Below are 24779 nucleotides of genomic sequence, written 5' to 3' on the forward strand. Positions count from 1 at the left end.
TGGTGCGCATGATAACGCCTTTTTGGGGTGTTTTAAAAGTTGGCACAGATTTCGCTTTATAAAAATACGGCAAAAAGATGGCATCACAGCCACCTTGATAGAAGTTGAAGACCTCGTTACCACGACGACAATGACCAATCTGGAGAGTTAAGTATGTCCGCTGAACACGTTTTGACGATGCTGAACGAACATGAAGTGAAGTTTGTTGATCTGCGCTTCACCGATACCAAAGGTAAAGAACAGCACGTCACAATCCCTGCTCATCAGGTGAACGCCGAATTCTTTGAAGAAGGCAAAATGTTTGACGGCTCCTCCATTGGTGGCTGGAAAGGCATTAACGAATCCGACATGGTTCTGATGCCAGACGCAACCACTGCGCTCATTGACCCGTTCTTCGAAGAGCCAACCCTTATCATCCGTTGCGATATCCTCGAGCCAGGCACGCTGCAGGGCTACGATCGTGACCCACGCTCCATCGCGAAACGCGCTGAAGAGTACCTGCGTTCTACCGGCATCGCAGACACCGTTCTGTTCGGGCCAGAGCCAGAGTTCTTCCTGTTTGATGACATCCGCTTCGGCGCGTCAATTTCAGGTTCCCACGTGGCTATCGATGACATCGAAGGCGCATGGAACTCTTCCACCAAATACGAAGGTGGTAACAAAGGTCACCGTCCTGGCGTGAAAGGTGGTTACTTCCCGGTTCCTCCGGTCGATTCTTCACAGGACATCCGTTCTACCATGTGTCTGATCATGGAAGAGATGGGCCTGGTTGTGGAAGCGCATCACCACGAAGTGGCGACCGCTGGCCAGAACGAAATCGCTACCCGCTTCAACACCATGACCAAAAAAGCGGATGAGATTCAGATCTACAAATACGTTGTGCACAACGTTGCGCACCGTTTCGGTAAAACCGCGACCTTCATGCCAAAACCAATGTTTGGCGACAACGGTTCCGGTATGCACTGCCACATGTCCCTGTCCAAGAACGGCACCAACCTGTTCTCTGGCGACAAGTACGCGGGTCTGTCCGAGCAGGCGCTGCACTACATCGGTGGTGTTATCAAACACGCTAAAGCGATCAACGCCCTGGCGAACCCAACCACCAACTCCTACAAGCGTCTGGTCCCAGGCTACGAAGCACCCGTCATGCTGGCGTACTCTGCCCGTAACCGTTCTGCTTCTATCCGTATCCCGGTTGTTGCGTCTCCGAAAGCACGTCGTATCGAAGTACGCTTCCCGGACCCAGCGGCTAACCCATACCTGTGCTTCGCAGCACTGCTGATGGCCGGTCTGGACGGTATTAAGAACAAGATCCACCCTGGCGAAGCCATGGACAAAAACCTGTATGACCTGCCGCCAGAAGAAGCGAAAGAGATCCCACAGGTTGCAGGCTCTCTGGAAGAAGCACTGAACGCGCTGGACGCAGACCGTGAGTTCCTGACGGCTGGCGGCGTGTTCACCGATGAAGCTATCGACGCTTACATCGCGCTGCGTATCGAAGAGAACGACCGTGTGCGTATGACTCCGCATCCGGTTGAGTTCGAACTGTACTACAGCGTTTAATCGAGTTGTTTTACCCGGCGTGATAAACGTCGGGAGTAGTTGCCGTGGAAACTTTTAGCCCATCTCCGGATGGGCTTTTTTCTCCACCAACAACCTGATCTGACGCGCTTTTTACGCCGAAAAAGCTATACTGCACTAAATTAGTGCAACCAACTCCAGGAGACTGCTGAATGGCAACTGGCACGCTGCCCGATGCTGGGCAGATCCTCAATTCCTTAATTAACAGTATCTTGCTGGTCGATGACGAGCTGGCGGTGCATTACGCCAACCCGGCGGCGCAGCAATTGCTCGCCCAGAGCTCACGCAAGCTGTTTGGCACCCCGCTTCCTGAACTGTTGAGCTATTTTTCGCTGAATATTGGCCTGATGCAGGAGAGTTTGCAGGCCGGACAGGGGTTCACCGATAACGAAGTGACACTGGTGATCGACGGGCGTTCACATATTCTCTCTCTTACCGCGCAACGTCTTCCCGAAGGACTGATCCTGCTGGAAATGGCGCCGATGGATAATCAGCGTCGGCTCAGCCAGGAGCAGCTTCAGCATGCGCAGCAAATTGCCGCCCGCGACCTGGTGCGTGGCCTGGCGCATGAGATAAAAAACCCGCTGGGTGGGCTTCGCGGTGCAGCACAGCTGCTGACCAAGGCCTTGCCCGACCCTGCGCTGGCAGAGTACACCAACGTTATTATTGAGCAGGCTGACCGCCTGCGTAATCTGGTTGACCGTCTTCTTGGGCCGCAGCAGCCGGGCATGCACGTCTCTGAAAGCATTCATAAAGTGGCGGAACGGGTGGTGAAGCTCGTCTCAATGGAACTGCCAGAGAACGTCACGCTGGTGCGCGATTACGACCCAAGCCTGCCGGAACTGGCGCATGACCCGGACCAGATTGAACAGGTTCTGCTGAACATTGTACGTAACGCGCTACAGGCGCTGGGACCGGAAGGGGGCGAGATTATTTTACGTACCCGCACCGCCTTCCAGCTCACGCTGCACGGCGTGCGCTATCGTCTGGCGGCACGTATCGACGTTGAAGATAACGGTCCGGGTATCCCGCCGCATCTGCAGGACACGCTGTTTTACCCAATGGTCAGCGGCCGCGAAGGCGGCACCGGGCTGGGGTTATCCATTGCCCGCAGTTTGATCGACCAACACTCTGGCAAAATTGAATTTACCAGTTGGCCGGGACATACCGAGTTTTCGGTTTTCCTGCCGATTAAAAAATAAAGGTGACGTTTATGCAACGAGGGATAGTCTGGGTAGTCGATGACGATAGCTCCATCCGTTGGGTGCTGGAACGCGCGCTCACTGGGGCGGGGTTAAGCTGCACGACGTTTGAGAGCGGCAGCGAGGTGCTCGACGCACTCACCACCAAAACGCCAGATGTTTTGCTTTCGGATATTCGCATGCCGGGAATGGACGGGCTGGCGCTTTTAAAGCAGATCAAACAACGCCACCCAATGCTTCCGGTCATCATAATGACGGCGCACTCCGACCTGGATGCCGCAGTGAGCGCCTACCAGCAAGGGGCGTTTGATTACCTGCCAAAGCCGTTTGATATCGACGAGGCGGTGGCGTTGGTTGAACGCGCCATCAGCCACTACCAGGAACAACAGCAGCCTCGTAATGCGCCCGATTTTGGCCCCACCACGGACATCATCGGTGAAGCGCCTGCGATGCAGGATGTGTTTCGCATCATCGGGCGTCTGTCGCGTTCGTCCATCAGCGTATTGATTAACGGCGAATCGGGTACAGGTAAAGAGCTGGTTGCCCATGCATTGCATCGCCATAGCCCGCGAGCTAAAGCGCCCTTCATCGCCCTGAATATGGCGGCCATTCCGAAGGATTTGATTGAGTCCGAGCTGTTCGGCCACGAAAAAGGGGCGTTTACCGGGGCGAATACTATTCGTCAGGGGCGCTTTGAGCAGGCTGACGGCGGGACGCTTTTCCTGGATGAAATCGGTGATATGCCTCTGGACGTTCAGACCCGCCTGCTGCGCGTGCTGGCCGACGGGCAGTTTTACCGCGTGGGCGGCTATGCGCCGGTGAAGGTGGACGTGCGCATTATCGCTGCGACGCACCAGAACCTGGAGCTGCGCGTGCAGGAGGGAAAATTCCGTGAGGATTTATTCCACCGCCTGAACGTTATCCGCGTTCACCTGCCGCCGCTGCGCGAGCGCCGGGAAGATATTCCCCGCCTGGCGCGTCATTTCCTGCAGGTGGCAGCCCGCGAGCTTGGCGTGGAGGCCAAGCAGCTTCACCCGGAAACCGATGCCGCCCTCACCCGACTTGCGTGGCCGGGCAACGTGCGCCAGCTGGAAAACACCTGTCGCTGGTTAACCGTGATGGCCGCCGGACAGGAAGTGCTGATTCAGGATTTACCCGCAGAGCTGTTTGAAGCCACTGCACCTGAAAGCAGCACCGGTCACGCTCTGCCGGACAGTTGGGCAACGCTGCTGGCGCAGTGGGCTGACCGCGCACTGCGTTCCGGTCATCAAAACCTGCTGTCTGAAGCTCAGCCTGAGATGGAACGTACGCTGTTAACCACCGCGCTTCGTCATACGCAGGGCCATAAGCAGGAGGCCGCTCGCCTGTTGGGATGGGGACGTAATACCCTGACGCGCAAGCTTAAAGAGCTGGGAATGGAGTGATTTTGGCAGTGCCGGGTGGCGCTTCGCTTACCCGGCCTACATTTCGCGGTTGCCTAAGCCGAAAGCGGCTTAAATAACCCGCGAGAACTGCTGCAGGCGCGCTTTCTGACGCAGATAGGCGTCAAAGCACATGCAGATATTACGGATCAACAGACGCCCTTTCGGCGTGACCTCAATGGCACCCTCAGTAACATCCGCCAGCCCATCTTTGGCCAGCGGGGCAATCAGCTTCAGATCTTCTGCAAAATAATCGCTGAAGGTCAGATTCCACTGTGCTTCCACGTCACTGAAATCGAGACGGAAATTGCAGATAAGCGCCTTAATTACATCGCGTCTGATGCAGTCGTCGCGGGTTAGCGCGATGCCGCGCCACAGCGCGTTGCCCGTTTCATCAACCTGCTGATAATACTGTTTTAACTCTTTCTGGTTCTGCGCATAGCAGTCGCCAATCATGCTGATGGCCGAGACGCCCATCCCCAGCAAGTCGGTATCGCCCTGCGTCGTGTAGCCCTGGAAGTTGCGGTGCAGAACGCCTTCGCGCTGGGCAATCGCCAGCTCATCATCCGGACGGGCAAAGTGATCCATCCCGATAAACTGATAACCGGTTTCGGTCAGCGAAGTGATGGTTTCCTGCAAAATATCCAGTTTCTGCTGAGCAGAAGGGAGATCGGCATCTTTGATTTTGCGCTGGGCAGCAAACAGCGTCGGCAGGTGCGCATAGTTAAAGACGCTCAGACGGTCCGGGTTGAGTTCGGCAACGCGCTTCAGCGTGAAGGCGAAGCTCTCCGGCGTTTGCTTTGGCAGGCCGTAAATCAGGTCGATATTGGTCGACGTAAAGCCGATATCACGCGCGTGGTTGAGTAAGGCAAAGATAAATTCTTCGTCCTGCTCGCGGTTGACCAGACGCTGCACCTCTTTGTTGAAGTCCTGCACGCCCATGCTCAGGCGGTTGAAACCTTCGGCGCGTAAGTGATCCAGTACATCCAGCTCGATTTCGCGCGGATCGACCTCGATCGAGATTTCAGCGTCGTCGTTAAAATTAAAGTTGCCGCGCAGCAGCGCCATCAAACGGCTGATCTGCGCTTTATTCAGGTACGTTGGCGTGCCGCCGCCCCAGTGAAGCTGGCTGACGTGACGACCGGCAAACAGCGGCGCGCGGTGCAGGATTTCCTGCTCAAGCGCATCAAGATACTGATCGGCTTTGTGCTGCTGGCGGGTAACGATTTTATTGCATCCGCAGAAGTAGCAGAGCTTGTGGCAAAACGGAATATGGACATAGAGCGACAGCGGACGCTCGGGATAGCGCGCAACGGCCTGCTGAAAATCCGCCTCGCCGAAAGCATCGGAGAACTCCAGCGCGGTGGGGTATGAGGTATAACGCGGCCCGGAATAGTTATATTTCTGGATTAGGGCCAAATCCCAGTCGATAGTTGGTGCTGACATGCTCACTCCTTCCGTTGGTGTCGCGTTCGTTTACGGCGGCCCAGTCTGGCCCCATTGCGAGCCATCATTCGGGTGCGCAGCCACTGATGTCGCCGCGACAACCGCCGTAGTTTAACGAATAACCACACCAGATAACATATAACCGGAAGGGTTATAAGCAGGACTATTGAGCCTGCCGGGTGCAAATGTTAGTTTCCACCCTTCAGAAGACGCATCATATCTTCCTGCTTCTCGTCTTCTTCTTCATCTTCGTCATCGTCGTATGACAGGCCCAGCTTCTGCATCAGCTCATCAATGCGGTCCAGTTTGGCATCAACCCATGACTGTTCTTCTGCGGTCAGGGTTTCACCTTCTTCAAGACGTTCCAGCAGCGCATCCAGGCGCTCATCGTTCTCCAGCAAATCCAGCTCAGCCTGCGGTGAAAGCATAGGTTTCTCGCTCTTTGGTTTGTGCTGCTTAGTGACCGGGGTGTCTGTCACGCCCAGTGGAATGGGAGTTTTACTGCCGATACGGGGATCTTTCTGCGCCTTACCTTTTGCAGAAGCGCCCGTTGCACCGCTACCACTTGCACGGCTACCCGCAGCATGGCCACGATGCTTTTTATCGCGTTTGCGATCGCGCGCTTCCTGGTTCAGTTCTTCGCGCGTTTTGCGGCGTGCTTTTGCTGGGCGTTTCGCGCCCGCTGCGGTGGTCGGTTTTTTCATGATGTTTTATCTTTAAGCCGTTTTATTCAGTATAGAATTGCGGCGAAATCTAGCAGAAAGCAAGCAAAGAAAAAAGGCGACAGAGCAATCTGTCGCCTTTTTTCCTGACTCACAACCCTTAGCGGGTCAGACATTCCATGTTTACCAACAACAAACCCTGTTTATCCCTTGGCAAATACCGTCCGTGATACGGTTCCATTTCCTGTTAAAACGCCTCCAGGCGCTGGTCTTCCTGACAATCCCGAGTCTTCGCCTCCTGGCGCTCCTGACCCTTATCCTTAAGTCGTTATCCTGTGGCATCCTCGCCTTGACGCACACTTTACCTTTTTCCCTTAAACTAACAAGCAACGAAAGGGTACAAAAACGGATTTTCGGATTATTACTCACCATCAAGTCTATGATATTTAATAATTTGCATTTTTAAACGCCTGCGATTTCTCTTAAATGTCCCATAGGGTTTGTAGCCGATCTCTTACACATTTGAGGGTTTTCGCTTACGTGCCAGGTACGATGGGAAAAGCCTTTTGCCCGCATTCAGGTATAATCCCCCGCAGATTACGATTTTTGGAGACGACCACGTGACTACCTGGAACTACCAACAGACGCATTTTGTCACCAGTGCGCCTGATATTCGCCACCTGCCTTCTGATACGGGTATTGAAGTGGCATTCGCTGGCCGCTCCAATGCGGGAAAATCCAGCGCCCTGAATACGCTGACTAATCAGAAGAGCCTGGCGCGCACCTCAAAAACACCTGGCCGTACTCAGCTGATCAACCTGTTTGAAGTTGCAGAAGGCAAACGCCTGGTCGACTTACCGGGCTACGGGTATGCGCAAGTACCTGAAGAGATGAAGATAAAATGGCAGCGTGCGCTGGGTGAGTACCTGGAAAAACGCCAGTGCCTGAAAGGTCTGGTGGTGCTAATGGATATCCGCCATCCGCTGAAAGATCTCGATCAGCAGATGATCGACTGGGCTGTAGAGAGCGATATCGCCGTGCTGGTTCTGCTGACCAAAGCCGATAAGCTGGCTAGCGGTGCGCGAAAAGCACAGGTGAATATGGTTCGCGAAGCGGTGCTGGCATTTAACGGTGATGTGCAGGTTGAGCCATTCTCCTCGCTGAAAAAACAGGGCGTGGATAAACTGCGTCAGAAACTCGACAGTTGGTTTAACGAGCTGGAACCCGCGACAGAAGCGGAAGAAGAGTAAATATGAGCGCGGCAATGTCCGCGCTTTTTTTGCCTGACATTTTCTTTGCCGCAATAAAAAACGCCCCAGTCATTACTGACTGGGGCGGCTAAAATATTCAGCCAAATCCGATTACGTGAAGTAAAAGGTCTGAAAGATAGAACATCTTACCTCTGTACCCTACGTCGTTAACTCTACCCCTTTTTTATCTGTAGAAAAAGCACTTTTTGTAGTTTTTTTTCATTCTTTACATAGGGAATTCTAATGATTGTCACAAAACGCACGTCGTTATGTTGCTAACTTACATAAAACGCGCGTTATTCCATGAACCCTTAGTGAGCCTGATCCCAGTTTTCGCCACTCCCCACTTCCACCAGCAACGGAACGTCCAGCTTCATGCTGCTTTCCATCAGTTCGTGGATCTTCTGAGACACTTTTTCAAGATCGTCTTTGTGCACTTCGAACACCAGTTCATCGTGTACCTGCATGATCATTTTCACGCGCGGTTTATCTTTTTCCAGCCAGGCATCCACGGCGATCATCGCACGCTTAATGATGTCAGCAGCGGTTCCCTGCATTGGGGCGTTGATAGCCGCACGCTCTGCGCCTGCACGGCGCGCCGCGTTGCTGGATTTGATGTCCGGCAGATACAGACGACGACCATCCAGCGTTTCAACGTAGCCTTTCTCTTTCGCCTGCGCACGGGTGCGTTCCATATACTCCAGTACGCCCGGGTAGCGCTCGAAGTAGAGATCCATATACTTCTGCGACTCTTTACGCGGAATGTTGAGCTGGCGTGACAGGCCAAAGGCGCTCATCCCGTAAATCAGACCGAAGTTAATCGCTTTCGCGCTGCGACGCTGTTCGTTTGTCACGCTATCCAGCGGCAGGCCAAAGACTTCAGCGGCCGTTGCCCGGTGAATATCCTTCCCTTCGGCAAACGCGGTCAGCAAGCCCTTATCACGCGACAGGTGCGCCATAATGCGCAGCTCAATTTGTGAGTAGTCCGCAGAGACAATCAGATAATCTTCTGGCGCAATAAAGGCCTGACGAATACGACGACCCTCTTCATTGCGCACAGGAATGTTCTGCAGGTTGGGATCGGTCGACGAGAGACGCCCGGTTGCAGCAACCGCCTGATGATAAGAGGTATGCACACGCCCCGTTTTCGGGTTAATCATCAACGGCAGCTTATCGGTGTAGGTCGATTTAAGCTTCGCCAGACCGCGATACTCGAGGATAACTTTTGGCAGTGGATAATCCAGCGCCAGCTCTTCCAGCACCTCTTCAGAGGTTGATGGCGCACCGCCAGGGGTTTTCTTCAGCGGCTTGATGCCCTGCTTTTCAAACAGGATAGTTTGCAGCTGTTTAGGCGACGACAGGTTAAACGGCTCTCCGGCAAGCTCATGGGCTTTTTGCTCAAGCTCGGTCAGACGCTGCGCCAGTTCACCCGAGTGGTTATGCAGCACCGTTGGATCGATTTTTACGCCGTTGCGTTCGATGCGGGACAGCACCGGCACCAGCGGCATTTCGATATGCTGGAACACGTTCAGTGGGCCTTCCTGCTTTTGCAGCTTTGGCCACATCTTCAGGTGCAACTGCAGCGTCACATCGGCGTCTTCCGCCGCGTAACGACCCGCCTCTTCCAGCGCAATCTGGTTAAAGGTGAGCTGATTTTTACCTTTTCCGGCAATCTCTTCAAACGTAATGGTTTTGTGCTTGAGCCAGCGGTCAGATAAGGAATCCATATCATGACGGCCTGCCACGCTGTCCAGAATGTAGGATTCCAGCATGGTGTCGAAGGCGATGCCGCGCAGCTCAATACCGTAGTTTTGCAGAATGCCGCGGTCATATTTCAGGTTCTGCCCAACTTTGAGCGCCTTGTCATCTTCGAGAATCGGCTTCAGCAGCTCAAGGACGCGGTCGCGGGAGATCTGATCCGGCGCATCCAGGTAATCATGTGCAACAGGGACATAGGCCGCAACGCCCGGTTCGGTGGCAAATGACAGGCCCACCATGTTGGCCGAAATGTTATCGAGGCTGTCAGTTTCGGTGTCAAAGGCAAAGACCGGCGCTTTTTTCAGCTTCTCGATCCAGGCGACCAGCTGTGACTCTTCAAGAAGGGTTTCGTAGTTGTCGAAGGAGAGCGCGACGACCTCTTCGTCTGCCTGCTCTTCAGCATCCACAACAATCGTCTCTTTCGGCTTCACGGCAGGTTTCGCGCCTTTTGCCTGCAGCCATTTACCGGCTTCCACGTCAGTGGTCCAGCGCTTAAATTCGTATTTCTTAAACAGGCTCAGCAGATCGTCAGCGGAAGGCTGTTGCACTTCCAGCTGCTCACAGCCCAGTTCCAGCTCGACATCGGTTTTGATTGTGGCCAGCTTATAAGAGAGATAAGCCACCTCTTTGTTATCTTCCAGCTTCGCCGCCATGGTTTTCGCACCACGGAAGGTGAGCCCGGCGATTTTATCCGATTCCGCGTAGAGCGTATCCAGCCCGCCCAGCCCCTGAAGCAGCGCCTGCGCGGTTTTTTCACCGACGCCCGGCACACCAGGGATATTATCTGAGGAGTCGCCCATCAACGCGAGGAAATCAATAATCAGTTCAGGCGGCACGCCATATTTTGTGACGACTTCTTCAGGCCCCAGAATGGTGTTGGTCATGGTGTTAATCAGGGTGATACCTGGCGTCACAAGCTGCGCCATGTCTTTATCACCGGTACTGATCAGCACTGGACGGCCCATTTTTTCTGCTTCACGCGCCAGCGTGCCGATAACGTCGTCGGCCTCAACGCCAGAAACGGCCAGCAACGGCAGCCCCATCGCTTTCACCATGGTGTGCAGCGGCTCGATCTGTGCTCGCAGATCGTCAGGCATCGGCGGACGATGGGATTTGTAATGCTCAAACAACTCGTCGCGGAAGGTTTTACCTTTTGCATCAAAGACCACTGCCGCATGGGTTGGCTGATACTGAAGGATCAGGCTACGCAGCATGTTCAGCACGCCGTACATTGCGCCGGTGGGTTCCCCTGCGCTGTTGGTCAGAGGAGGAAACGCATGGTATGCCCGATACAGGTAAGAAGAGCCGTCGACGAGAATAAGAGGGTTTTCTGGGATCTGAACCATAATGTCCGTGCCTTTAATCAATTTATGGGTAAAGGATGCCACAGAAGGATGAAAACATCAGTTATTAGCGCCTGATACAGGAAAAGATTTTGCGATCGAGAGGATCGCTCGCAAAAATCAAACTGTGGATAAGTTTGTGCATACTTTCACTACATATGAATAACAGCCGTAAAAATCCTATCCCATTATATAATTTATTGTTTATTATCATCATATTAAGTGAGTACTCATGATCCATATTGCGAATTGATGACAATTTAGTCTATGTGGATATAAGCCTCGTTTATTCCGTCATCGCAGACATATCTGCTATAGCAGGTAAAAGCCGCACCCCCGCCGCGTGAAAGCACCATTTTTTAGTCTGTTTTCTGATAAACTCAGCGCCCTGCGCCGCATATGCGGTGGCTTAATTTAAGCTAACCATCTGAAAATACTGATTATGTCGAGATTACTCGCTGCAATAACACTGCTGTTAAGCATCATTTTAACCATTCTGGTGACTATCGCCTGTTCAGTGCCGATCATTATTGCCGGAATGATTAAGCTGCTGCTGCCCGTGCACTCGGTGTGGCGAGCCGTTTCTGCGTTTTGTAATTTCATGATGTTTTGCTGGTGCGAAGGGCTGGCGATTCTGCTGTGCCTTAACCCGCACCTGAAGTGGGATGTTCAGGGTCTGGAAAGACTCAACAAAAAGAACTGGTATCTGCTGATCTGCAATCATCACAGCTGGGCTGACATCGTGGTGTTATGTGTGCTGTTTCGCAAACATATCCCGATGAATAAATATTTCCTGAAACAACAACTGGCCTGGGTGCCTTTCATTGGCCTGGCCTGCTGGGCGCTGGATATGCCGTTTATGAAACGCTATTCACGCAGCTATTTACTTCGTCACCCGGAACGCCGCGGTAAAGATGTGGAAACCACACGCCGCTCCTGCGAAAAATTTCGTGCGCATCCAACGACGATTGTTAACTTTGTAGAAGGCTCTCGTTTTACCGAAGAGAAGCGCAGTCAGACTCGCTCCCCTTATCAGCACTTACTGCCGCCTAAAGCTGCGGGCATTGCGATGGCATTGAACGTGTTGGGCGAGCAGTTCGATAAATTATTGAACGTTACGCTTTGCTACCCGGAGAACGATAAGACGCCATTTTATGACATGCTCAGCGGCAAACTGACGCGTATTGTGGTTCACGTTGTTCTGGTTCCTGTTGAGACGGAACTGCACGGTGATTACGTTAACGATAAGAATTTTAAACGTCGTTTCCAGCTTTGGCTTAATACGCTCTGGAAAGAGAAAGACGAGCAGATAGACAACATTAAAGCTTCTTACAAAAACGCCGGTCATTGACCGGCGCTTTTACATCAACAATCTTACTTCTTCTCAACCAGATATTTCACGGTATCAGCATACTGTTGTACGAAGATATCCATGCTGCTGGTGTCCATACCACGCGTATTCACCTGGTATTTTCCGTTAACATACATCGCTGGCACACCCTGCAACTGCAGGTCAGCGGCTGCTTTTTCCTGCTGAGCCACAAGAGATTTCACCACAAAGCTGTTCCAGGCCGCGTCGTACTCTTCACCTTTCACTCCGGCATCCACGAACACTTTACGGATATCCGCTGTGGTCTGAACGGTCTGGGTTTTCTGTACGGCTTCAAACATTGGGGCGGTGATCTTATCTTCCACGCCCAGTGCGATAGCTACCGCCCACGCCTGAGTCAGGTCTTTGCCCAATGGGCCCAGGAACTCAACGTGGTATTTCGTCATTTTGGTGCCTTCTGGCAGCTTTTTCTTCACGTTGTCAGAAACATGCAGCACCTGCTCGAACTCGTAGCAATGTGGGCAATAGAACGAGAAGAACTCCAGAACCTGTGGCTCTCCGGCAACTGGCTTGTCCAGCGTAATGTACTGCTTACCATCGGTAAACTGTGCAGCAGAAGCGCTAAATGCCAGAATCATACCTGCCAGCGCCAGCCAAATTTTTTTCATGATCAACTCTCTCCTGGGTGTGTCCAATTAATACATCGGCGTTAATTGCAGAGGGGGTTCTTGCAGAACCTTAACCTGCTCAGTAAATGTGGATATCTGGCTGCGCCAGTAATCCTCTCCGGTAAGCCACGGGAAATTTCGGGGAAATGCGGGATCATCCCAACGCCTGATTAACCATGCGAGATAATAAACAAAACGCATCGCACGTAAAGGCTCTATCAAGGCAATTTCGTCTGAATTAAAGGGGCTAAATTCTTCATACGCTTCAATAATGGTTTCAAGCTGCATTCTCTGCTCGGCTTTATCACCATTGAGCAGCATCCACAGATCCTGAACCGCTGGCCCCATGCGCGCATCATCGAGATCGACAAACAGTGGGCCATCGCGCCAGAGAATATTGCCAGCATGGCAGTCTCCATGCAGACGCAGTGTGGGAATGTCATCACGCCAACAGGCTTTCACCGCTTCAATAAGTTTGTCGGTCGCGCTAAGGAATTTATCCTTTAATCCACCAGGAATAAGTGTCGAGGTTTCGAATACCTGCCGTGGCTCGATAAGGTATTCCTGAATACCGATGGTCGGGCGGGCAATAAACGGCTTTTTGCGTCCCGTCTGATGAATGCGCCCCAGGTAGCGGGCAACCCATTCCATCTGGTCGATATTATCAGCTTCAAACTGACGCCCGCCCAGGCTTGGGAATACGGCGTAATAAAAACCTTCGTGGGTAAGCAGCGTTTGGTTGTTAAATTTCAACGGCGCAGCAACGGGAACATCGTCATCCAGCAGATCATGGGCAAACTGATGCTCTTCCTGAATTTGTTCTGCAGACCAACGCTTAGGACGATAGAACTTTACAACGAAGCGCTGGCGCTCCTCATCCTGAAACTGATAGACGCGATTTTCGTAGCTATTTAACGGGGTTAACCCAGAATCCACCCGAATACCCTGCTCGTACAGGGCGTCCATAATGGTATCCGGGTGTAATGTCTGGAAAGTAAAAGCCTGGTCGTTCATCCGATCATCCGGAAATTATACGAATGATTCAGGATATCATCTTGTGGCGATTTCGGTGGCTCCGCTTACAAGCTTTTACTCTTTAATTACCCCACGCGCGCGCAGCAATGCGGTTTTAAAATCTTCCTCATAATCTTTCTGAATACCAGGAATAACAGCATCTTTGGCTGAATCACGCATTTTAAGGTGGTAGATCAGGATGTCGTCAGAAAGGTCTGTCAGCTCGCCGTCAAAACCTGACTCTTTCGCCAGTTTCTGTAAAAATTGCATCAGATTCAGCTCTGGCTCTTTTTGCCAGGCTGGCTGGAGGAGTTCAATAACTTCATTCAGACGTTTACATTTCATGGTGGTGCTCCTTTCATTTAGAGAGACACGTTAGCAGGGTCAATCCCACAATAAAAGAGGCGATATTAGTGAATGAATGCCAGAAAATCATCGGTGTCGTTCTGGCCGGTGGCAGAGCGACCCGCATGGGCGGAGAAGATAAGGGGCTCCAGCTGCTGAATGGAAAGCCCTTATGGCAGCATGTCGCTGACAGGCTTGCAGATCAGGTGTCGACAATCGCGCTCAGTGCTAATCGTCACATCGCTATTTACCAACGCAGCGGATTCCCCGTTTATCAGGATAACCTGGCAGATTATCCGGGGCCTCTTGCTGGGATGCTCTCGGTCATGCAGCAGGCTAAGGGGGTGTGGTTTCTCTTTTGCTCCTGCGATACACCCTTTATTCCGGCTTGCCTGGTAGAACGCATGGTACAACAGCGCGGTGATTCGCCCGTGGTTTGGGCACATGACGGTGAGCGCGATCATCCGACGATCGCCCTGATTCATATATCGTTAGTTTCTGACCTGCAGGCTTACCTGTCTGCTGGAGAAAGAAGGGTGATGGTGTTTATGCGGCAGGCAGGCGGACATCCGGTTGATTTTAGCGATGTGAAGCCAGCATTTGTGAACGTGAATACGACAGAAGATTTGCAGGCACTGCAGGAGAAGAAATGACACCTGTTTTAGCAATTTCCGCCTGGAGTGGTACCGGGAAAACCATGTTACTCAAAAAGCTGATACCTGCACTGTGCGCCAGAGGTATTCGTCCAGGCTTGATTAAGCACACGCATCATAATATGGATGTCGATAAACCGGGCAAAGATAGCTATGAGTTGCGTAAAGCGGGTGCGGCACAAACGATGGTGGCAAGCACTCAGCGCTGGGCATTGATGACAGAAACCCCGGATGAGGCGCCGTTGGATCTCGCGTATCTGGTCAGCAGAATGGATCACTCCACGCTGGATCTGGTGCTGGTTGAGGGGTTTAAGCACGAGGCCGTGCCTAAGATCCTGCTGTTCCGAAGCGATGCCGGGCATGACGTCAGCGAGTTAACGCTGGATGAGCATGTGATTGCGGTGGCTAGTGATGTTGTATTGCCGCTTGAGGTTCCGGTGCTGGACTTAAATGACGTGGATAGGATTGCAGAGTATATTTTAGCCTGGAGTGCGGCCTGACTTGCCGGGTGGCGGCTTTGCCTTACCTGACCTACAAAATTCAGTGGTCCAGAAACGCAAAAAGGCCATCCTTGCGGATGGCCTCTCTACTTAATTGATGCCTGGCAGTTCCCTACTCTCACATGGGGAGACCCCACACTACCATCGGCGCTACGGCGTTTCACTTCTGAGTTCGGCATGGGGTCAGGTGGGACCACCGCGCTAAAGCCGCCAGGCAAATTCTGTTAAATCTGTATCAGGCTGAAAATCTTCTGTCTCTCGTCCGCCAAAACACCTTCGGCGTTGTAAGGTTAAGCCTCACGGTTCATTAGTATCGGTTAGCTCAACGCATCGCTGCGCTTACACACCCGACCTATCAACGTCGTAGTCTTCAACGTTCCTTCAGGACCCTTAAAGGGTCAGGGAGAACTCATCTCGGGGCAAGTTTCGTGCTTAGATGCTTTCAGCACTTATCTCTTCCGCATTTAGCTACCGGGCAATGCCATTGGCATGACAACCCGAACACCAGTGATGCGTCCACTCCGGTCCTCTCGTACTAGGAGCAGCCCCCCTCAATTCTCCAGCGCCCACGGCAGATAGGGACCGAACTGTCTCACGACGTTCTAAACCCAGCTCGCGTACCACTTTAAATGGCGAACAGCCATACCCTTGGGACCTACTTCAGCCCCAGGATGTGATGAGCCGACATCGAGGTGCCAAACACCGCCGTCGATATGAACTCTTGGGCGGTATCAGCCTGTTATCCCCGGAGTACCTTTTATCCGTTGAGCGATGGCCCTTCCATTCAGAACCACCGGATCACTATGACCTGCTTTCGCACCTGCTCGAGCCGTCACTCTCGCAGTCAAGCTAGCTTATGCCATTGCACTAACCTCCTGATGTCCGACCAGGATTAGCTAACCTTCGTGCTCCTCCGTTACTCTTTGGGAGGAGACCGCCCCAGTCAAACTACCCACCAGACACTGTCCGCAACCCGGGTAACGGGTCTACGTTAGAACACCAGCCATTAAAGGGTGGTATTTCAAGGTCGGCTCCACGCAGACTGGCGTCCACGCTTCAAAGCCTCCCACCTATCCTACACATCAAGGACCAGTGTTCAGTGTCAAGCTATAGTAAAGGTTCACGGGGTCTTTCCGTCTTGCCGCGGGTACACTGCATCTTCACAGCGAGTTCAATTTCACTGAGTCTCGGGTGGAGACAGCCTGGCCATCATTACGCCATTCGTGCAGGTCGGAACTTACCCGACAAGGAATTTCGCTACCTTAGGACCGTTATAGTTACGGCCGCCGTTTACCGGGGCTTCGATCAAGAGCTTCGCGTTGCCGCTAACCCCATCAATTAACCTTCCGGCACCGGGCAGGCGTCACACCGTATACGTCCACTTTCGTGTTTGCACAGTGCTGTGTTTTTAATAAACAGTTGCAGCCAGCTGGTATCTTCGACTGATTTCAGCTCCACCCGCAGGGGCTTCACCTACATATCAGCGTGCCTTCTCCCGAAGTTACGGCACCATTTTGCCTAGTTCCTTCACCCGAGTTCTCTCAAGCGCCTTGGTATTCTCTACCTGACCACCTGTGTCGGTTTGGGGTACGATTTGATGTTACCTGATGCTTAGAGGCTTTTCCTGGAAGCAGGGCATTTGTTACTTCAGCACCGTAGTGCCTCGTCATCACACCTCAGCGTTAATAGAGTTCCGGATTTACCTAAAACTCCCGCCTACATGCTTAAACCGGGACAACCGTCGCCCGGCTAACATAGCCTTCTCCGTCCCCCCTTCGCAGTAACACCAAGTACAGGAATATTAACCTGTTTCCCATCGACTACGCCTTTCGGCCTCGCCTTAGGGGTCGACTCACCCTGCCCCGATTAACGTTGGACAGGAACCCTTGGTCTTCCGGCGTGCGGGCTTTTCACCCGCATTATCGTTACTTATGTCAGCATTCGCACTTCTGATACCTCCAGCAACCCTCACAGGCCACCTTCAACGGCTTACAGAACGCTCCCCTACCCAACAACGCATACGCGTCGCTGCCGCAGCTTCGGTGCATGGTTTAGCCCCGTTACATCTTCCGCGCAGGCCGACTCGACCAGTGAGCTATTACGCTTTCTTTAAATGATGGCTGCTTCTAAGCCAACATCCTGGCTGTCTGTGCCTTCCCACATCGTTTCCCACTTAACCATGACTTTGGGACCTTAGCTGGCGGTCTGGGTTGTTTCCCTCTTCACGACGGACGTTAGCACCCGCCGTGTGTCTCCCGTGATAACATTCTTCGGTATTCGTAGTTTGCATCGGGTTGGTAAGCCGGGATGGCCCCCTAGCCGAAACAGTGCTCTACCCCCGAAGATGAATTCACGAGGCGCTACCTAAATAGCTTTCGGGGAGAACCAGCTATCTCCCGGTTTGATTGGCCTTTCACCCCCAGCCACAAGTCATCCGCTAATTTTTCAACATTAGTCGGTTCGGTCCTCCAGTTAGTGTTACCCAACCTTCAACCTGCCCATGGCTAGATCACCGGGTTTCGGGTCTATACCCTGCAACTTAACGCCCAGTTAAGACTCGGTTTCCCTTCGGCTCCCCTATACGGTTAACCTTGCTACAGAATATAAGTCGCTGACCCATTATACAAAAGGTACGCAGTCACCCCATAAAAGAGGCTCCCACTGCTTGTACGTACACGGTTTCAGGTTCTTTTTCACTCCCCTCGCCGGGGTTCTTTTCGCCTTTCCCTCACGGTACTGGTTCACTATCGGTCAGTCAGGAGTATTTAGCCTTGGAGGATGGTCCCCCCATATTCAGACAGGATACCACGTGTCCCGCCCTACTCTTCGAGTTCACAGCAAGTGTGCTTTCGTGTACGGGACTATCACCCTGTACCGTGCGACTTTCCAGACGCTTCCACTAACACACAAGCTGATTCAGACTCTGGGCTGCTCCCCGTTCGCTCGCCGCTACTGGGGGAATCTCGGTTGATTTCTTTTCCTCGGGGTACTTAGATGTTTCAGTTCCCCCGGTTCGCCTCGTTAACCTATGTATTCAGTTAACGATAGTGTGTCGGAACACACTGGGTTTCCCCATTCGGACATCGCCGGGTCAAAGGTTCATATCACCTCGCCGGCGCTTTTCGCAGATTAGCACGTCCTTCATCGCCTCTGACTGCCAGGGCATCCACCGTGTACGCTTAGTCGCTTAACCTCACAACCCGAAGATGTTTCTTTCGATTCATCATCGACTTGCGAAAATTTGAGAGACTCGAACACACATAACATGTGTGTCGTTTCAATTTTCAGCTTGATCCAGATTTTTAAAGAGCAAATATCTCAAACGTCACCCGAAGATGAGTTTTGAGATATTAAGGCAGGTGACTTTCACTCACGAACCAGCAAGTGGCGTCCCCTAGGGGATTCGAACCCCTGTTACCGCCGTGAAAGGGCGGTGTCCTGGGCCTCTAGACGAAGGGGACACTGAAGTCTCAATCGCAAGACGCCTTGCTATTTACTTTTCATCAGACAATCTGTGTGGACACTACAAAGGCAGGTTCTTTAAGGTAAGGAGGTGATCCAACCGCAGGTTCCCCTACGGTTACCTTGTTACGACTTCACCCCAGTCATGAATCACAAAGTGGTAAGCGCCCTCCCGAAGGTTAAGCTACCTACTTCTTTTGCAACCCACTCCCATGGTGTGACGGGCGGTGTGTACAAGGCCCGGGAACGTATTCACCGTAGCATTCTGATCTACGATTACTAGCGATTCCGACTTCATGGAGTCGAGTTGCAGACTCCAATCCGGACTACGACGCACTTTATGAGGTCCGCTTGCTCTCGCGAGGTCGCTTCTCTTTGTATGCGCCATTGTAGCACGTGTGTAGCCCTACTCGTAAGGGCCATGATGACTTGACGTCATCCCCACCTTCCTCCAGTTTATCACTGGCAGTCTCCTTTGAGTTCCCGGCCGGACCGCTGGCAACAAAGGATAAGGGTTGCGCTCGTTGCGGGACTTAACCCAACATTTCACAACACGAGCTGACGACAGCCATGCAGCACCTGTCTCAGAGTTCCCGAAGGCACCAATCCATCTCTGGAAAGTTCTCTGGATGTCAAGAGTAGGTAAGGTTCTTCGCGTTGCATCGAATTAAACCACATGCTCCACCGCTTGTGCGGGCCCCCGTCAATTCATTTGAGTTTTAACCTTGCGGCCGTACTCCCCAGGCGGTCGACTTAACGCGTTAGCTCCGGAAGCCACGCCTCAAGGGCACAACCTCCAAGTCGACATCGTTTACGGCGTGGACTACCAGGGTATCTAATCCTGTTTGCTCCCCACGCTTTCGCACCTGAGCGTCAGTCTTTGTCCAGGGGGCCGCCTTCGCCACCGGTATTCCTCCAGATCTCTACGCATTTCACCGCTACACCTGGAATTCTACCCCCCTCTACAAGACTCTAGCCTGCCAGTTTCGAATGCAGTTCCCAGGTTGAGCCCGGGGATTTCACATCCGACTTGACAGACCGCCTGCGTGCGCTTTACGCCCAGTAATTCCGATTAACGCTTGCACCCTCCGTATTACCGCGGCTGCTGGCACGGAGTTAGCCGGTGCTTCTTCTGCGGGTAACGTCAATTGCTGAGGTTATTAACCTCAACACCTTCCTCCCCGCTGAAAGTACTTTACAACCCGAAGGCCTTCTTCATACACGCGGCATGGCTGCATCAGGCTTGCGCCCATTGTGCAATATTCCCCACTGCTGCCTCCCGTAGGAGTCTGGACCGTGTCTCAGTTCCAGTGTGGCTGGTCATCCTCTCAGACCAGCTAGGGATCGTCGCCTAGGTGAGCCGTTACCCCACCTACTAGCTAATCCCATCTGGGCACATCTGATGGCAAGAGGCCCGAAGGTCCCCCTCTTTGGTCTTGCGACGTTATGCGGTATTAGCTACCGTTTCCAGTAGTTATCCCCCTCCATCAGGCAGTTTCCCAGACATTACTCACCCGTCCGCCGCTCGCCGGCAAAGTAGCAAGCTACTTCCCGCTGCCGCTCGACTTGCATGTGTTAGGCCTGCCGCCAGCGTTCAATCTGAGCCATGATCAAACTCTTCAATTTAAGTTTGATGCTCGTGAATTAAACTTCGTAATGAATTACGTATGTTCACTCAGAGACTTGGTATTCATTTTTCGTCTTGCGACGTTAAGAATCCATGTCACTTTGAGTGCCCACACAGATTGTCTGATAAATTGTTAAAGAGCAGTGCCGCTTCGCTTTTCGCAGCGGCGCGGGGTGTGCATATTACGCTTCCCCGCTTCAGAGTCAAGCGTTTATTTTCGCTTTTCTCTGCTGACCCGGCGGCCTGTGTGCCGTTGTTCCGTGTCAGTGGAGGCGCATTATAGGGAGTTATTCTGAGGTGACAAGAGGAAATTTAAAAAAAGTTTCTGTCCGTACTTTTTTTCACCAATGCAGGTGAAATCAAGCTACAAATTGTTCTATTTGATGTATCTGCAACCACAATCACACCCGAGGTGGCATACTTATCAGCATGAATCATTAAGGAATAAAAGCGATGCCCTTAAGCGCACAACAGCTGGCAGCCCAAAAAAACCTGTCATATGTACTGGCAGAGAAGCTGGCTCAGCTGATTTTAGCGGGTAAATATGCCCCGGGTAGCATCCTGCCGGGCGAAATTGAACTGGGAGAACAGTTTGGGGTTAGCCGCACAGCCGTTCGCGAAGCTGTGAAAACGTTAACGGCAAAAGGCATGGTGCTTCCGCGTCCGCGCATTGGCACGCGAGTGATGCCTCAGGCAAACTGGAACTTCCTCGATCAGGAACTACTCTCCTGGTGGATGACTGAAGATAATTTCCATCAGGTCGTCGATCATTTTCTTGTGATGCGCAGCAGCCTCGAACCTCAGGCGTGTCTGCTCGCCGCCACGCTCGGAACTGCCGAACAAAAAGCCCAGCTTAATACCTTAATGGCAGAGATGGCCTACCTGAAAAAACACTTTAACCGCGAACGCTGGGTTGAAGTCGACATGGCCTGGCATGAACATATTTATACGATGAGCGCCAATCCGTTCCTGACCTCCTTTGCTTCATTATTCCATTCGGTGTACCACACTTACTTTACCTCTATTACCCAGGATGAAGTGGTGAAGCTGGAGCTGCACCAGGCAATTGTAGACGCCATTCAGGAGAGCGACGGGCAGCGGGCCCTGAGCGCGTGTCAGACATTGCTGGCCGCGCCCACCCACCAGCAGGTGACTAAATGACAAAGAAAAAAGCGCGCAGCATGGCCGGATTGCCGTGGATTGCAGCCATGGCGTTTTTTATGCAGGCACTGGATGCCACTATCCTTAACACCGCACTTCCCGCGATAGCCCAAAGCCTCAACCGTTCCCCACTGGCGATGCAGTCCGCTATCATCAGTTACACCCTGACAGTCGCGATGCTGATCCCCGTGAGCGGGTGGCTGGCTGACCGTTTCGGCACCCGTAAGATATTCATGCTGGCCGTGACGCTTTTCACGCTCGGCTCTCTGGCCTGCGCGCTCTCAACCTCCCTCACGGAGCTGGTTATCTTCCGCGTGCTTCAGGGGATCGGCGGCGCGATGATGATGCCCGTCGCGCGTCTGGCGTTATTGCGAGCCTATCCGCGCAGCGAATTACTCCCGGTGTTGAATTTCGTCACTATGCCAGGTCTTGTCGGCCCGATACTGGGTCCGGTACTCGGCGGGGTGTTTGTCACCTGGGCAAGCTGGCATTGGATCTTCCTGATTAATATTCCGATTGGTGTGGCGGGCCTGTTTTATGCCCGCAAGTATATGCCGGACTTCACCACGCCAAGACGCAGCTTCGACATGGGCGGCTTTTTCCTGTTTGGCCTGAGCCTGGTGCTGTTCTCCAGCGGGATGGAGCTGTTTGGCGAGAAGATCGTCGCGACGTGGATAGCGCTCTCCGTTATCCTCGCCGGTATTCTGTTATTCCTTCTTTATATACGTCACGCGAGCCGTCACCCGACACCGTTAATCTCCCTTGGGCTCTTTAACACCCGAACGTTTTCCGTAGGGATAGCGGGCAACATTGCATCACGTCTGGGCACGGGTTGCGTACCGTTCCTTATGCCATTGATGCTGCAGGTCGGTTTCGGCTACCCGGCCCTGATTGCTGGTTGCATGATGGCCCCCACGGCGATGGGTTCGATCCTGGCAAAATCAACCGTCACGCAGGTGCTGCGCTGGTTTGGCTATCGTAAGACGCTGGTTGGGGTGACGGTGTTTATCGGGCTGATGATTGCGCAGTTCTCATTACAGTCCGCCGTGTTGCCGGTCTGGATGCTGATCCTGCCGCTGTTTGTGCTGGGCATGGCGATGTCGACGCAGTTCACGTCGATGAACACTATCACCCTCGCCGACCTGACTGACGAGAACGCCAGCAGCGGCAACAGTGTGCTGGCCGTCACACAGCAATTATCGATAAGTCTGGGCGTTGCCGTGAGTGCGGCGGTGCTGCGGTTTTATGAAGGCTTCGACAGCGCGAATACCGTTGAGCAGTTCCACTATACCTTTATTACCATGGGCGCACTCACCGTGGTGTCGGCGCTGGTCTTTATGCTGTTAAAACCAAAAGACGGCCGAAACCTGATTAAAGAGCGCCACAAAGAGAAAGCTAAACCGAACCGCGTTCCATCAGAACAGGAGTAAGCTGCAGACGTTGCTGCTGCAGCGAGGGCTGCGCCATCCGGTGGATCAACACATCGATGGCCAGCTCGCCCAGTTCATCTTTTGGCTGATGGATCGTGGTCAGCGGAGGCGTCATGTAGCTGGCCAGTTCGATATCGTCGTAGCCAATCACCGCCATATCGTCCGGCACGCGTAGCCCCGCCTGATACAACGCCTGGTAGGCACCAAACGCCATCGCGTCATTACCAATAAACACCGCCTGCGGACGCGGGTTTTGCGCCAGCAGTTTCTGCATCGCCTCGAAACCGCCGTTGAACTCAAAGTCACCGGTGATCCGATAGCCATCAGGAATGGCAAGCCCCGCCCGTTCCATGGCAGAGAGATACCCTTCCAGACGCAAACGCGCCGGAGTTTTATCCAGCGGCCCCGTAATACAGGCAATGCGAGTGTGGCCTTTATCAATCAGGTGCTGAGTCGCCATATCGCCGCCCAGCAGGGAGTTATCCTGAATCAGATCGCTGGTGCCATCGAACGGCGCCCAGTCCATCATCACCGTTGGGATAGAAGGATAACGCTGGATAATCTCTTTCGAGGGCTGGTGCGTTTCGGTGCAAAGCAGCAGTAGCCCGTCGACGCGTTTTTGCATCAGCGTTTCCAGGTTGCGGTTCATGCGCTGCTCATCGCCTTCGGTATTGCACAGCACCAGGCTATAGCCACGCTCGAAGCAGCTACGCTCCACGCCGCGTACAAGTTCAGAATAAAAAGGGTTGGTACTGGCGGTGATCAGCATACCGATGGTGCGCGTCTGGTTAAGTTTGAGGCTGCGCGCCAGCGCCGACGGCGCATAGTTGAGTTCTTTTATCGCCGCGTCGACTTTTTCCCGGATCGCCTCGCTGACGAAGCGATCGTTATTGATGACGTGAGAGACAGTCGAGGTAGAAACGCCCGCCATGCGGGCGACATCTTTCATTGTGGCCAAGCGTTACCCCTGCTGACTTAAAAATTCATCGATCTCTTTACGCCACGGAACGGAAGGCTGGGCACCCTTACGCGTCACGGCAATCGCGGCGGCCGCATGTGCGAAGCGGATGGCCTCATCCATTGCTCTCCCTTCCAGCAGCGCCGTCACCAGCGCACCGTTAAAGGTATCTCCCGCCGCAATGGTATCGATGGCTTTAACCTTAAAGCCCGGCACGCGGCGGCCTTCGCCATTGGCACTTACCCACACCCCGCGGCTACCAAGGGTGATAATCACGGTGCCGATGCCTTTATCATGCAGTGCACCCGCGGCTCGCGCAGCATCGCCATCATTTTCTACGCGGATGCCCGTCAGCTTTTCGGCTTCGGTTTCGTTCGGCGTAATGATGTCTACCAGCGTCAGCAGCTCGTCTGATAATACACGGGCTGGAGCCGGGTTAAGTACGACAGTGGTATGATTTTCATGTGCAATTTTGGCGGCAGCCAATACGCTTTCAACCGGTGACTCCAGCTGCATCAGCAGGGCGTCGGCTCCGCTAATGATTGCACGTTGCGCTTCTACACGCTCCGTTGTCAGCGCAGCGTTAGCGCCAGCATGAATACCGATGACATTCTCACCTTCCGCGTTGACGAAAATCAGCGCCACGCCAGTAGATTCCCCTTCGACTACGCTCACTGGCGAAACATCAATGTTGTCGCTCGCCAGCTGTTTGCGTACGCGCTCACCGGTATCGTCATCGCCGGTACAGGCGATAAACGCGATATTCGCCCCGCTGCGTCCGGCGGCGACGGCCTGGTTTGCGCCTTTACCGCCGAAGGCCACCTGGTACTGGTTACCCGTGACGGTTTCACCCGGTGTCGGGAAGGTTTCAAGGTTAAGAATGTGATCGGCATTGATACTGCCAAGGACGACGAGGTTGCCTGCGGTTTTCATGATTGGGTTGTCCATCTGAGAGCGCCACCGGTGTT

17 protein-coding genes, 1 tRNA gene and 3 rRNA genes are annotated in these 24779 nt (G+C 53.1%); 9 read left to right on the forward strand and 12 right to left on the reverse strand.

The window, feature by feature from the left end; genetic code table 11:
- The first annotated feature begins 153 nt into the window (after positions 1–153).
- From glnA to glnG, 3 genes are all read left to right on the forward strand, one after another.
- Complete coding sequence (gene glnA / locus ACOQH0_RS22875) at positions 154–1563, forward strand: glutamate--ammonia ligase (RefSeq protein WP_010436828.1); 1410 nt, start codon at positions 154–156, stop codon at positions 1561–1563.
- A 170-nt stretch (positions 1564–1733) separates the two neighbouring features.
- The gene (gene glnL / locus ACOQH0_RS22880) at positions 1734–2783 is read left to right on the forward strand and encodes a nitrogen regulation protein NR(II) (RefSeq protein WP_010436825.1); all 1050 of its coding nucleotides are present in this window, start codon (positions 1734–1736) and stop codon (positions 2781–2783) included.
- 11 nt (positions 2784–2794) lie between these two features.
- The gene (gene glnG, locus ACOQH0_RS22885; protein ID WP_042716381.1) at positions 2795–4207 is read left to right on the forward strand and encodes a nitrogen regulation protein NR(I); all 1413 of its coding nucleotides are present in this window, start codon (positions 2795–2797) and stop codon (positions 4205–4207) included.
- Between the two features lie 69 nt (positions 4208–4276).
- On the opposite strand, the gene hemN is transcribed toward glnG, so the two are convergent.
- Together hemN and yihI are read right to left on the reverse strand one after the other, a co-directional pair.
- Positions 4277–5650, reverse strand: coding sequence for an oxygen-independent coproporphyrinogen III oxidase (gene hemN / locus ACOQH0_RS22890; protein WP_421511265.1), 1374 nt, complete (start codon positions 5648–5650; stop codon positions 4277–4279).
- 188 nt (positions 5651–5838) lie between these two features.
- Positions 5839–6354 (reverse strand): Der GTPase-activating protein YihI, encoded by a 516-nt coding sequence (gene yihI, locus ACOQH0_RS22895; protein WP_089600439.1) that lies wholly within the window; start codon positions 6352–6354, stop codon positions 5839–5841.
- Positions 6355–6932: 578 nt separating this feature from the next.
- Between yihI and yihA the strand changes: the two genes are divergently transcribed.
- A complete protein-coding gene (yihA, locus tag ACOQH0_RS22900; RefSeq protein ID WP_010436812.1) occupies positions 6933–7562 on the forward strand; it encodes a ribosome biogenesis GTP-binding protein YihA/YsxC in 630 nt (209 codons plus the stop codon).
- 311 nt (positions 7563–7873) lie between these two features.
- Here the strand turns inward: yihA and polA are convergent, their stop codons facing one another.
- Positions 7874–10666 (reverse strand): DNA polymerase I, encoded by a 2793-nt coding sequence (polA, locus tag ACOQH0_RS22905; RefSeq protein ID WP_407586818.1) that lies wholly within the window; start codon positions 10664–10666, stop codon positions 7874–7876.
- 439 nt (positions 10667–11105) lie between these two features.
- Between polA and ACOQH0_RS22910 the strand changes: the two genes are divergently transcribed.
- Complete coding sequence (locus ACOQH0_RS22910; RefSeq protein WP_421511266.1) at positions 11106–12014, forward strand: acyltransferase; 909 nt, start codon at positions 11106–11108, stop codon at positions 12012–12014.
- Positions 12015–12037: 23 nt separating this feature from the next.
- On the opposite strand, the gene dsbA is transcribed toward ACOQH0_RS22910, so the two are convergent.
- The 3 genes from dsbA to ACOQH0_RS22925 all read right to left on the reverse strand — a co-directional run bounded on the left by dsbA (position 12038) and on the right by ACOQH0_RS22925 (position 14020).
- On the reverse strand, positions 12038–12661 hold the full coding sequence (dsbA, locus tag ACOQH0_RS22915) for a thiol:disulfide interchange protein DsbA (protein WP_211450047.1): 624 nt from the start codon (positions 12659–12661) through the stop codon (positions 12038–12040).
- A gap of 27 nt (positions 12662–12688) precedes the next feature.
- Complete coding sequence (locus ACOQH0_RS22920; RefSeq protein ID WP_325828836.1) at positions 12689–13675, reverse strand: serine/threonine protein kinase; 987 nt, start codon at positions 13673–13675, stop codon at positions 12689–12691.
- A 75-nt stretch (positions 13676–13750) separates the two neighbouring features.
- Positions 13751–14020: a YihD family protein gene (locus ACOQH0_RS22925; protein ID WP_010436801.1), complete on the reverse strand. Its 270-nt coding sequence runs from the start codon at positions 14018–14020 to the stop codon at positions 13751–13753.
- A 68-nt stretch (positions 14021–14088) separates the two neighbouring features.
- Here ACOQH0_RS22925 and mobA point away from each other — a divergent pair, with 68 nt between their 5' ends.
- Both mobA and mobB read left to right on the forward strand, forming a co-directional pair.
- Positions 14089–14673 carry a molybdenum cofactor guanylyltransferase MobA gene (mobA, locus tag ACOQH0_RS22930; protein ID WP_172698848.1) on the forward strand — a complete coding sequence of 195 codons (585 nt, stop codon included), beginning with the start codon at positions 14089–14091 and terminating at the stop codon, positions 14671–14673.
- A complete protein-coding gene (gene mobB / locus ACOQH0_RS22935) occupies positions 14670–15173 on the forward strand; it encodes a molybdopterin-guanine dinucleotide biosynthesis protein MobB (protein WP_421511267.1) in 504 nt (167 codons plus the stop codon). Before mobA ends, mobB begins: the two co-directional genes overlap by 4 nt.
- A 99-nt stretch (positions 15174–15272) precedes the next feature.
- Here mobB and rrf read toward each other — a convergent pair.
- The 4 genes from rrf to ACOQH0_RS22955 all read right to left on the reverse strand — a co-directional run bounded on the left by rrf (position 15273) and on the right by ACOQH0_RS22955 (position 20261).
- Positions 15273–15388 (reverse strand): 5S ribosomal RNA (rrf, locus tag ACOQH0_RS22940).
- A 71-nt stretch (positions 15389–15459) separates the two neighbouring features.
- Positions 15460–18366, reverse strand: a 23S ribosomal RNA gene (locus ACOQH0_RS22945).
- A gap of 192 nt (positions 18367–18558) precedes the next feature.
- Positions 18559–18634, reverse strand: a tRNA-Glu gene (locus tag ACOQH0_RS22950).
- Between the two features lie 85 nt (positions 18635–18719).
- Positions 18720–20261 (reverse strand): 16S ribosomal RNA (locus ACOQH0_RS22955).
- The 16S, 23S and 5S rRNA genes sit together here with 1 tRNA gene alongside, the layout of an rRNA operon.
- A gap of 454 nt (positions 20262–20715) precedes the next feature.
- Between ACOQH0_RS22955 and ACOQH0_RS22960 the strand changes: the two genes are divergently transcribed.
- Together ACOQH0_RS22960 and mdtD are read left to right on the forward strand one after the other, a co-directional pair.
- Positions 20716–21423, forward strand: coding sequence for a FadR/GntR family transcriptional regulator (locus ACOQH0_RS22960; protein WP_010426614.1), 708 nt, complete (start codon positions 20716–20718; stop codon positions 21421–21423).
- Entirely contained in the window at positions 21420–22853 is a 1434-nt protein-coding gene (mdtD, locus tag ACOQH0_RS22965; RefSeq protein WP_421511268.1) for a multidrug transporter subunit MdtD, read from the forward strand. The genes ACOQH0_RS22960 and mdtD overlap by 4 nt, the downstream gene beginning before the upstream one ends.
- Here mdtD and rbsR read toward each other — a convergent pair.
- Entirely contained in the window at positions 22819–23811 is a 993-nt protein-coding gene (rbsR, locus tag ACOQH0_RS22970) for a ribose operon transcriptional repressor RbsR (RefSeq protein WP_089598346.1), read from the reverse strand. The two genes, mdtD and rbsR, sit on opposite strands and share 35 nt — an antisense overlap.
- 3 nt (positions 23812–23814) lie before the next feature.
- Positions 23815–24744, reverse strand: coding sequence for a ribokinase (gene rbsK, locus ACOQH0_RS22975; RefSeq protein WP_420985527.1), 930 nt, complete (start codon positions 24742–24744; stop codon positions 23815–23817).
- Between the last annotated feature and the right edge of the window lie 35 nt (positions 24745–24779).

The sequence above is a fragment of the Enterobacter sp. JS8-1 genome (assembly GCF_049187015.1).
GTDB lineage: Bacteria > Pseudomonadota > Gammaproteobacteria > Enterobacterales > Enterobacteriaceae > Enterobacter > Enterobacter mori.

Excerpts from the sequence above, each read along its gene's own strand:
- glnA (WP_010436828.1), top strand. The coding sequence starts at position 154 with ATGTCCGCTGAACACGTTTTGACGATGCTGAACGAACATGAAGTGAAG.
- glnL (WP_010436825.1), top strand. The coding sequence starts at position 1,734 with ATGGCAACTGGCACGCTGCCCGATGCTGGGCAGATCCTCAATTCCTTA.
- glnG (WP_042716381.1), top strand. The coding sequence starts at position 2,795 with ATGCAACGAGGGATAGTCTGGGTAGTCGATGACGATAGCTCCATCCGT.
- hemN (WP_421511265.1), bottom strand. The coding sequence starts at position 5,650 with ATGTCAGCACCAACTATCGACTGGGATTTGGCCCTAATCCAGAAATAT.
- yihI (WP_089600439.1), bottom strand. The coding sequence starts at position 6,354 with ATGAAAAAACCGACCACCGCAGCGGGCGCGAAACGCCCAGCAAAAGCA.
- polA (WP_407586818.1), bottom strand. The coding sequence starts at position 10,666 with ATGGTTCAGATCCCAGAAAACCCTCTTATTCTCGTCGACGGCTCTTCT.
- ACOQH0_RS22910 (WP_421511266.1), top strand. The coding sequence starts at position 11,106 with ATGTCGAGATTACTCGCTGCAATAACACTGCTGTTAAGCATCATTTTA.
- dsbA (WP_211450047.1), bottom strand. The coding sequence starts at position 12,661 with ATGAAAAAAATTTGGCTGGCGCTGGCAGGTATGATTCTGGCATTTAGC.
- ACOQH0_RS22920 (WP_325828836.1), bottom strand. The coding sequence starts at position 13,675 with ATGAACGACCAGGCTTTTACTTTCCAGACATTACACCCGGATACCATT.
- ACOQH0_RS22925 (WP_010436801.1), bottom strand. The coding sequence starts at position 14,020 with ATGAAATGTAAACGTCTGAATGAAGTTATTGAACTCCTCCAGCCAGCC.
- mobB (WP_421511267.1), top strand. The coding sequence starts at position 14,670 with ATGACACCTGTTTTAGCAATTTCCGCCTGGAGTGGTACCGGGAAAACC.
- ACOQH0_RS22960 (WP_010426614.1), top strand. The coding sequence starts at position 20,716 with ATGCCCTTAAGCGCACAACAGCTGGCAGCCCAAAAAAACCTGTCATAT.
- mdtD (WP_421511268.1), top strand. The coding sequence starts at position 21,420 with ATGACAAAGAAAAAAGCGCGCAGCATGGCCGGATTGCCGTGGATTGCA.
- rbsK (WP_420985527.1), bottom strand. The coding sequence starts at position 24,744 with ATGAAAACCGCAGGCAACCTCGTCGTCCTTGGCAGTATCAATGCCGAT.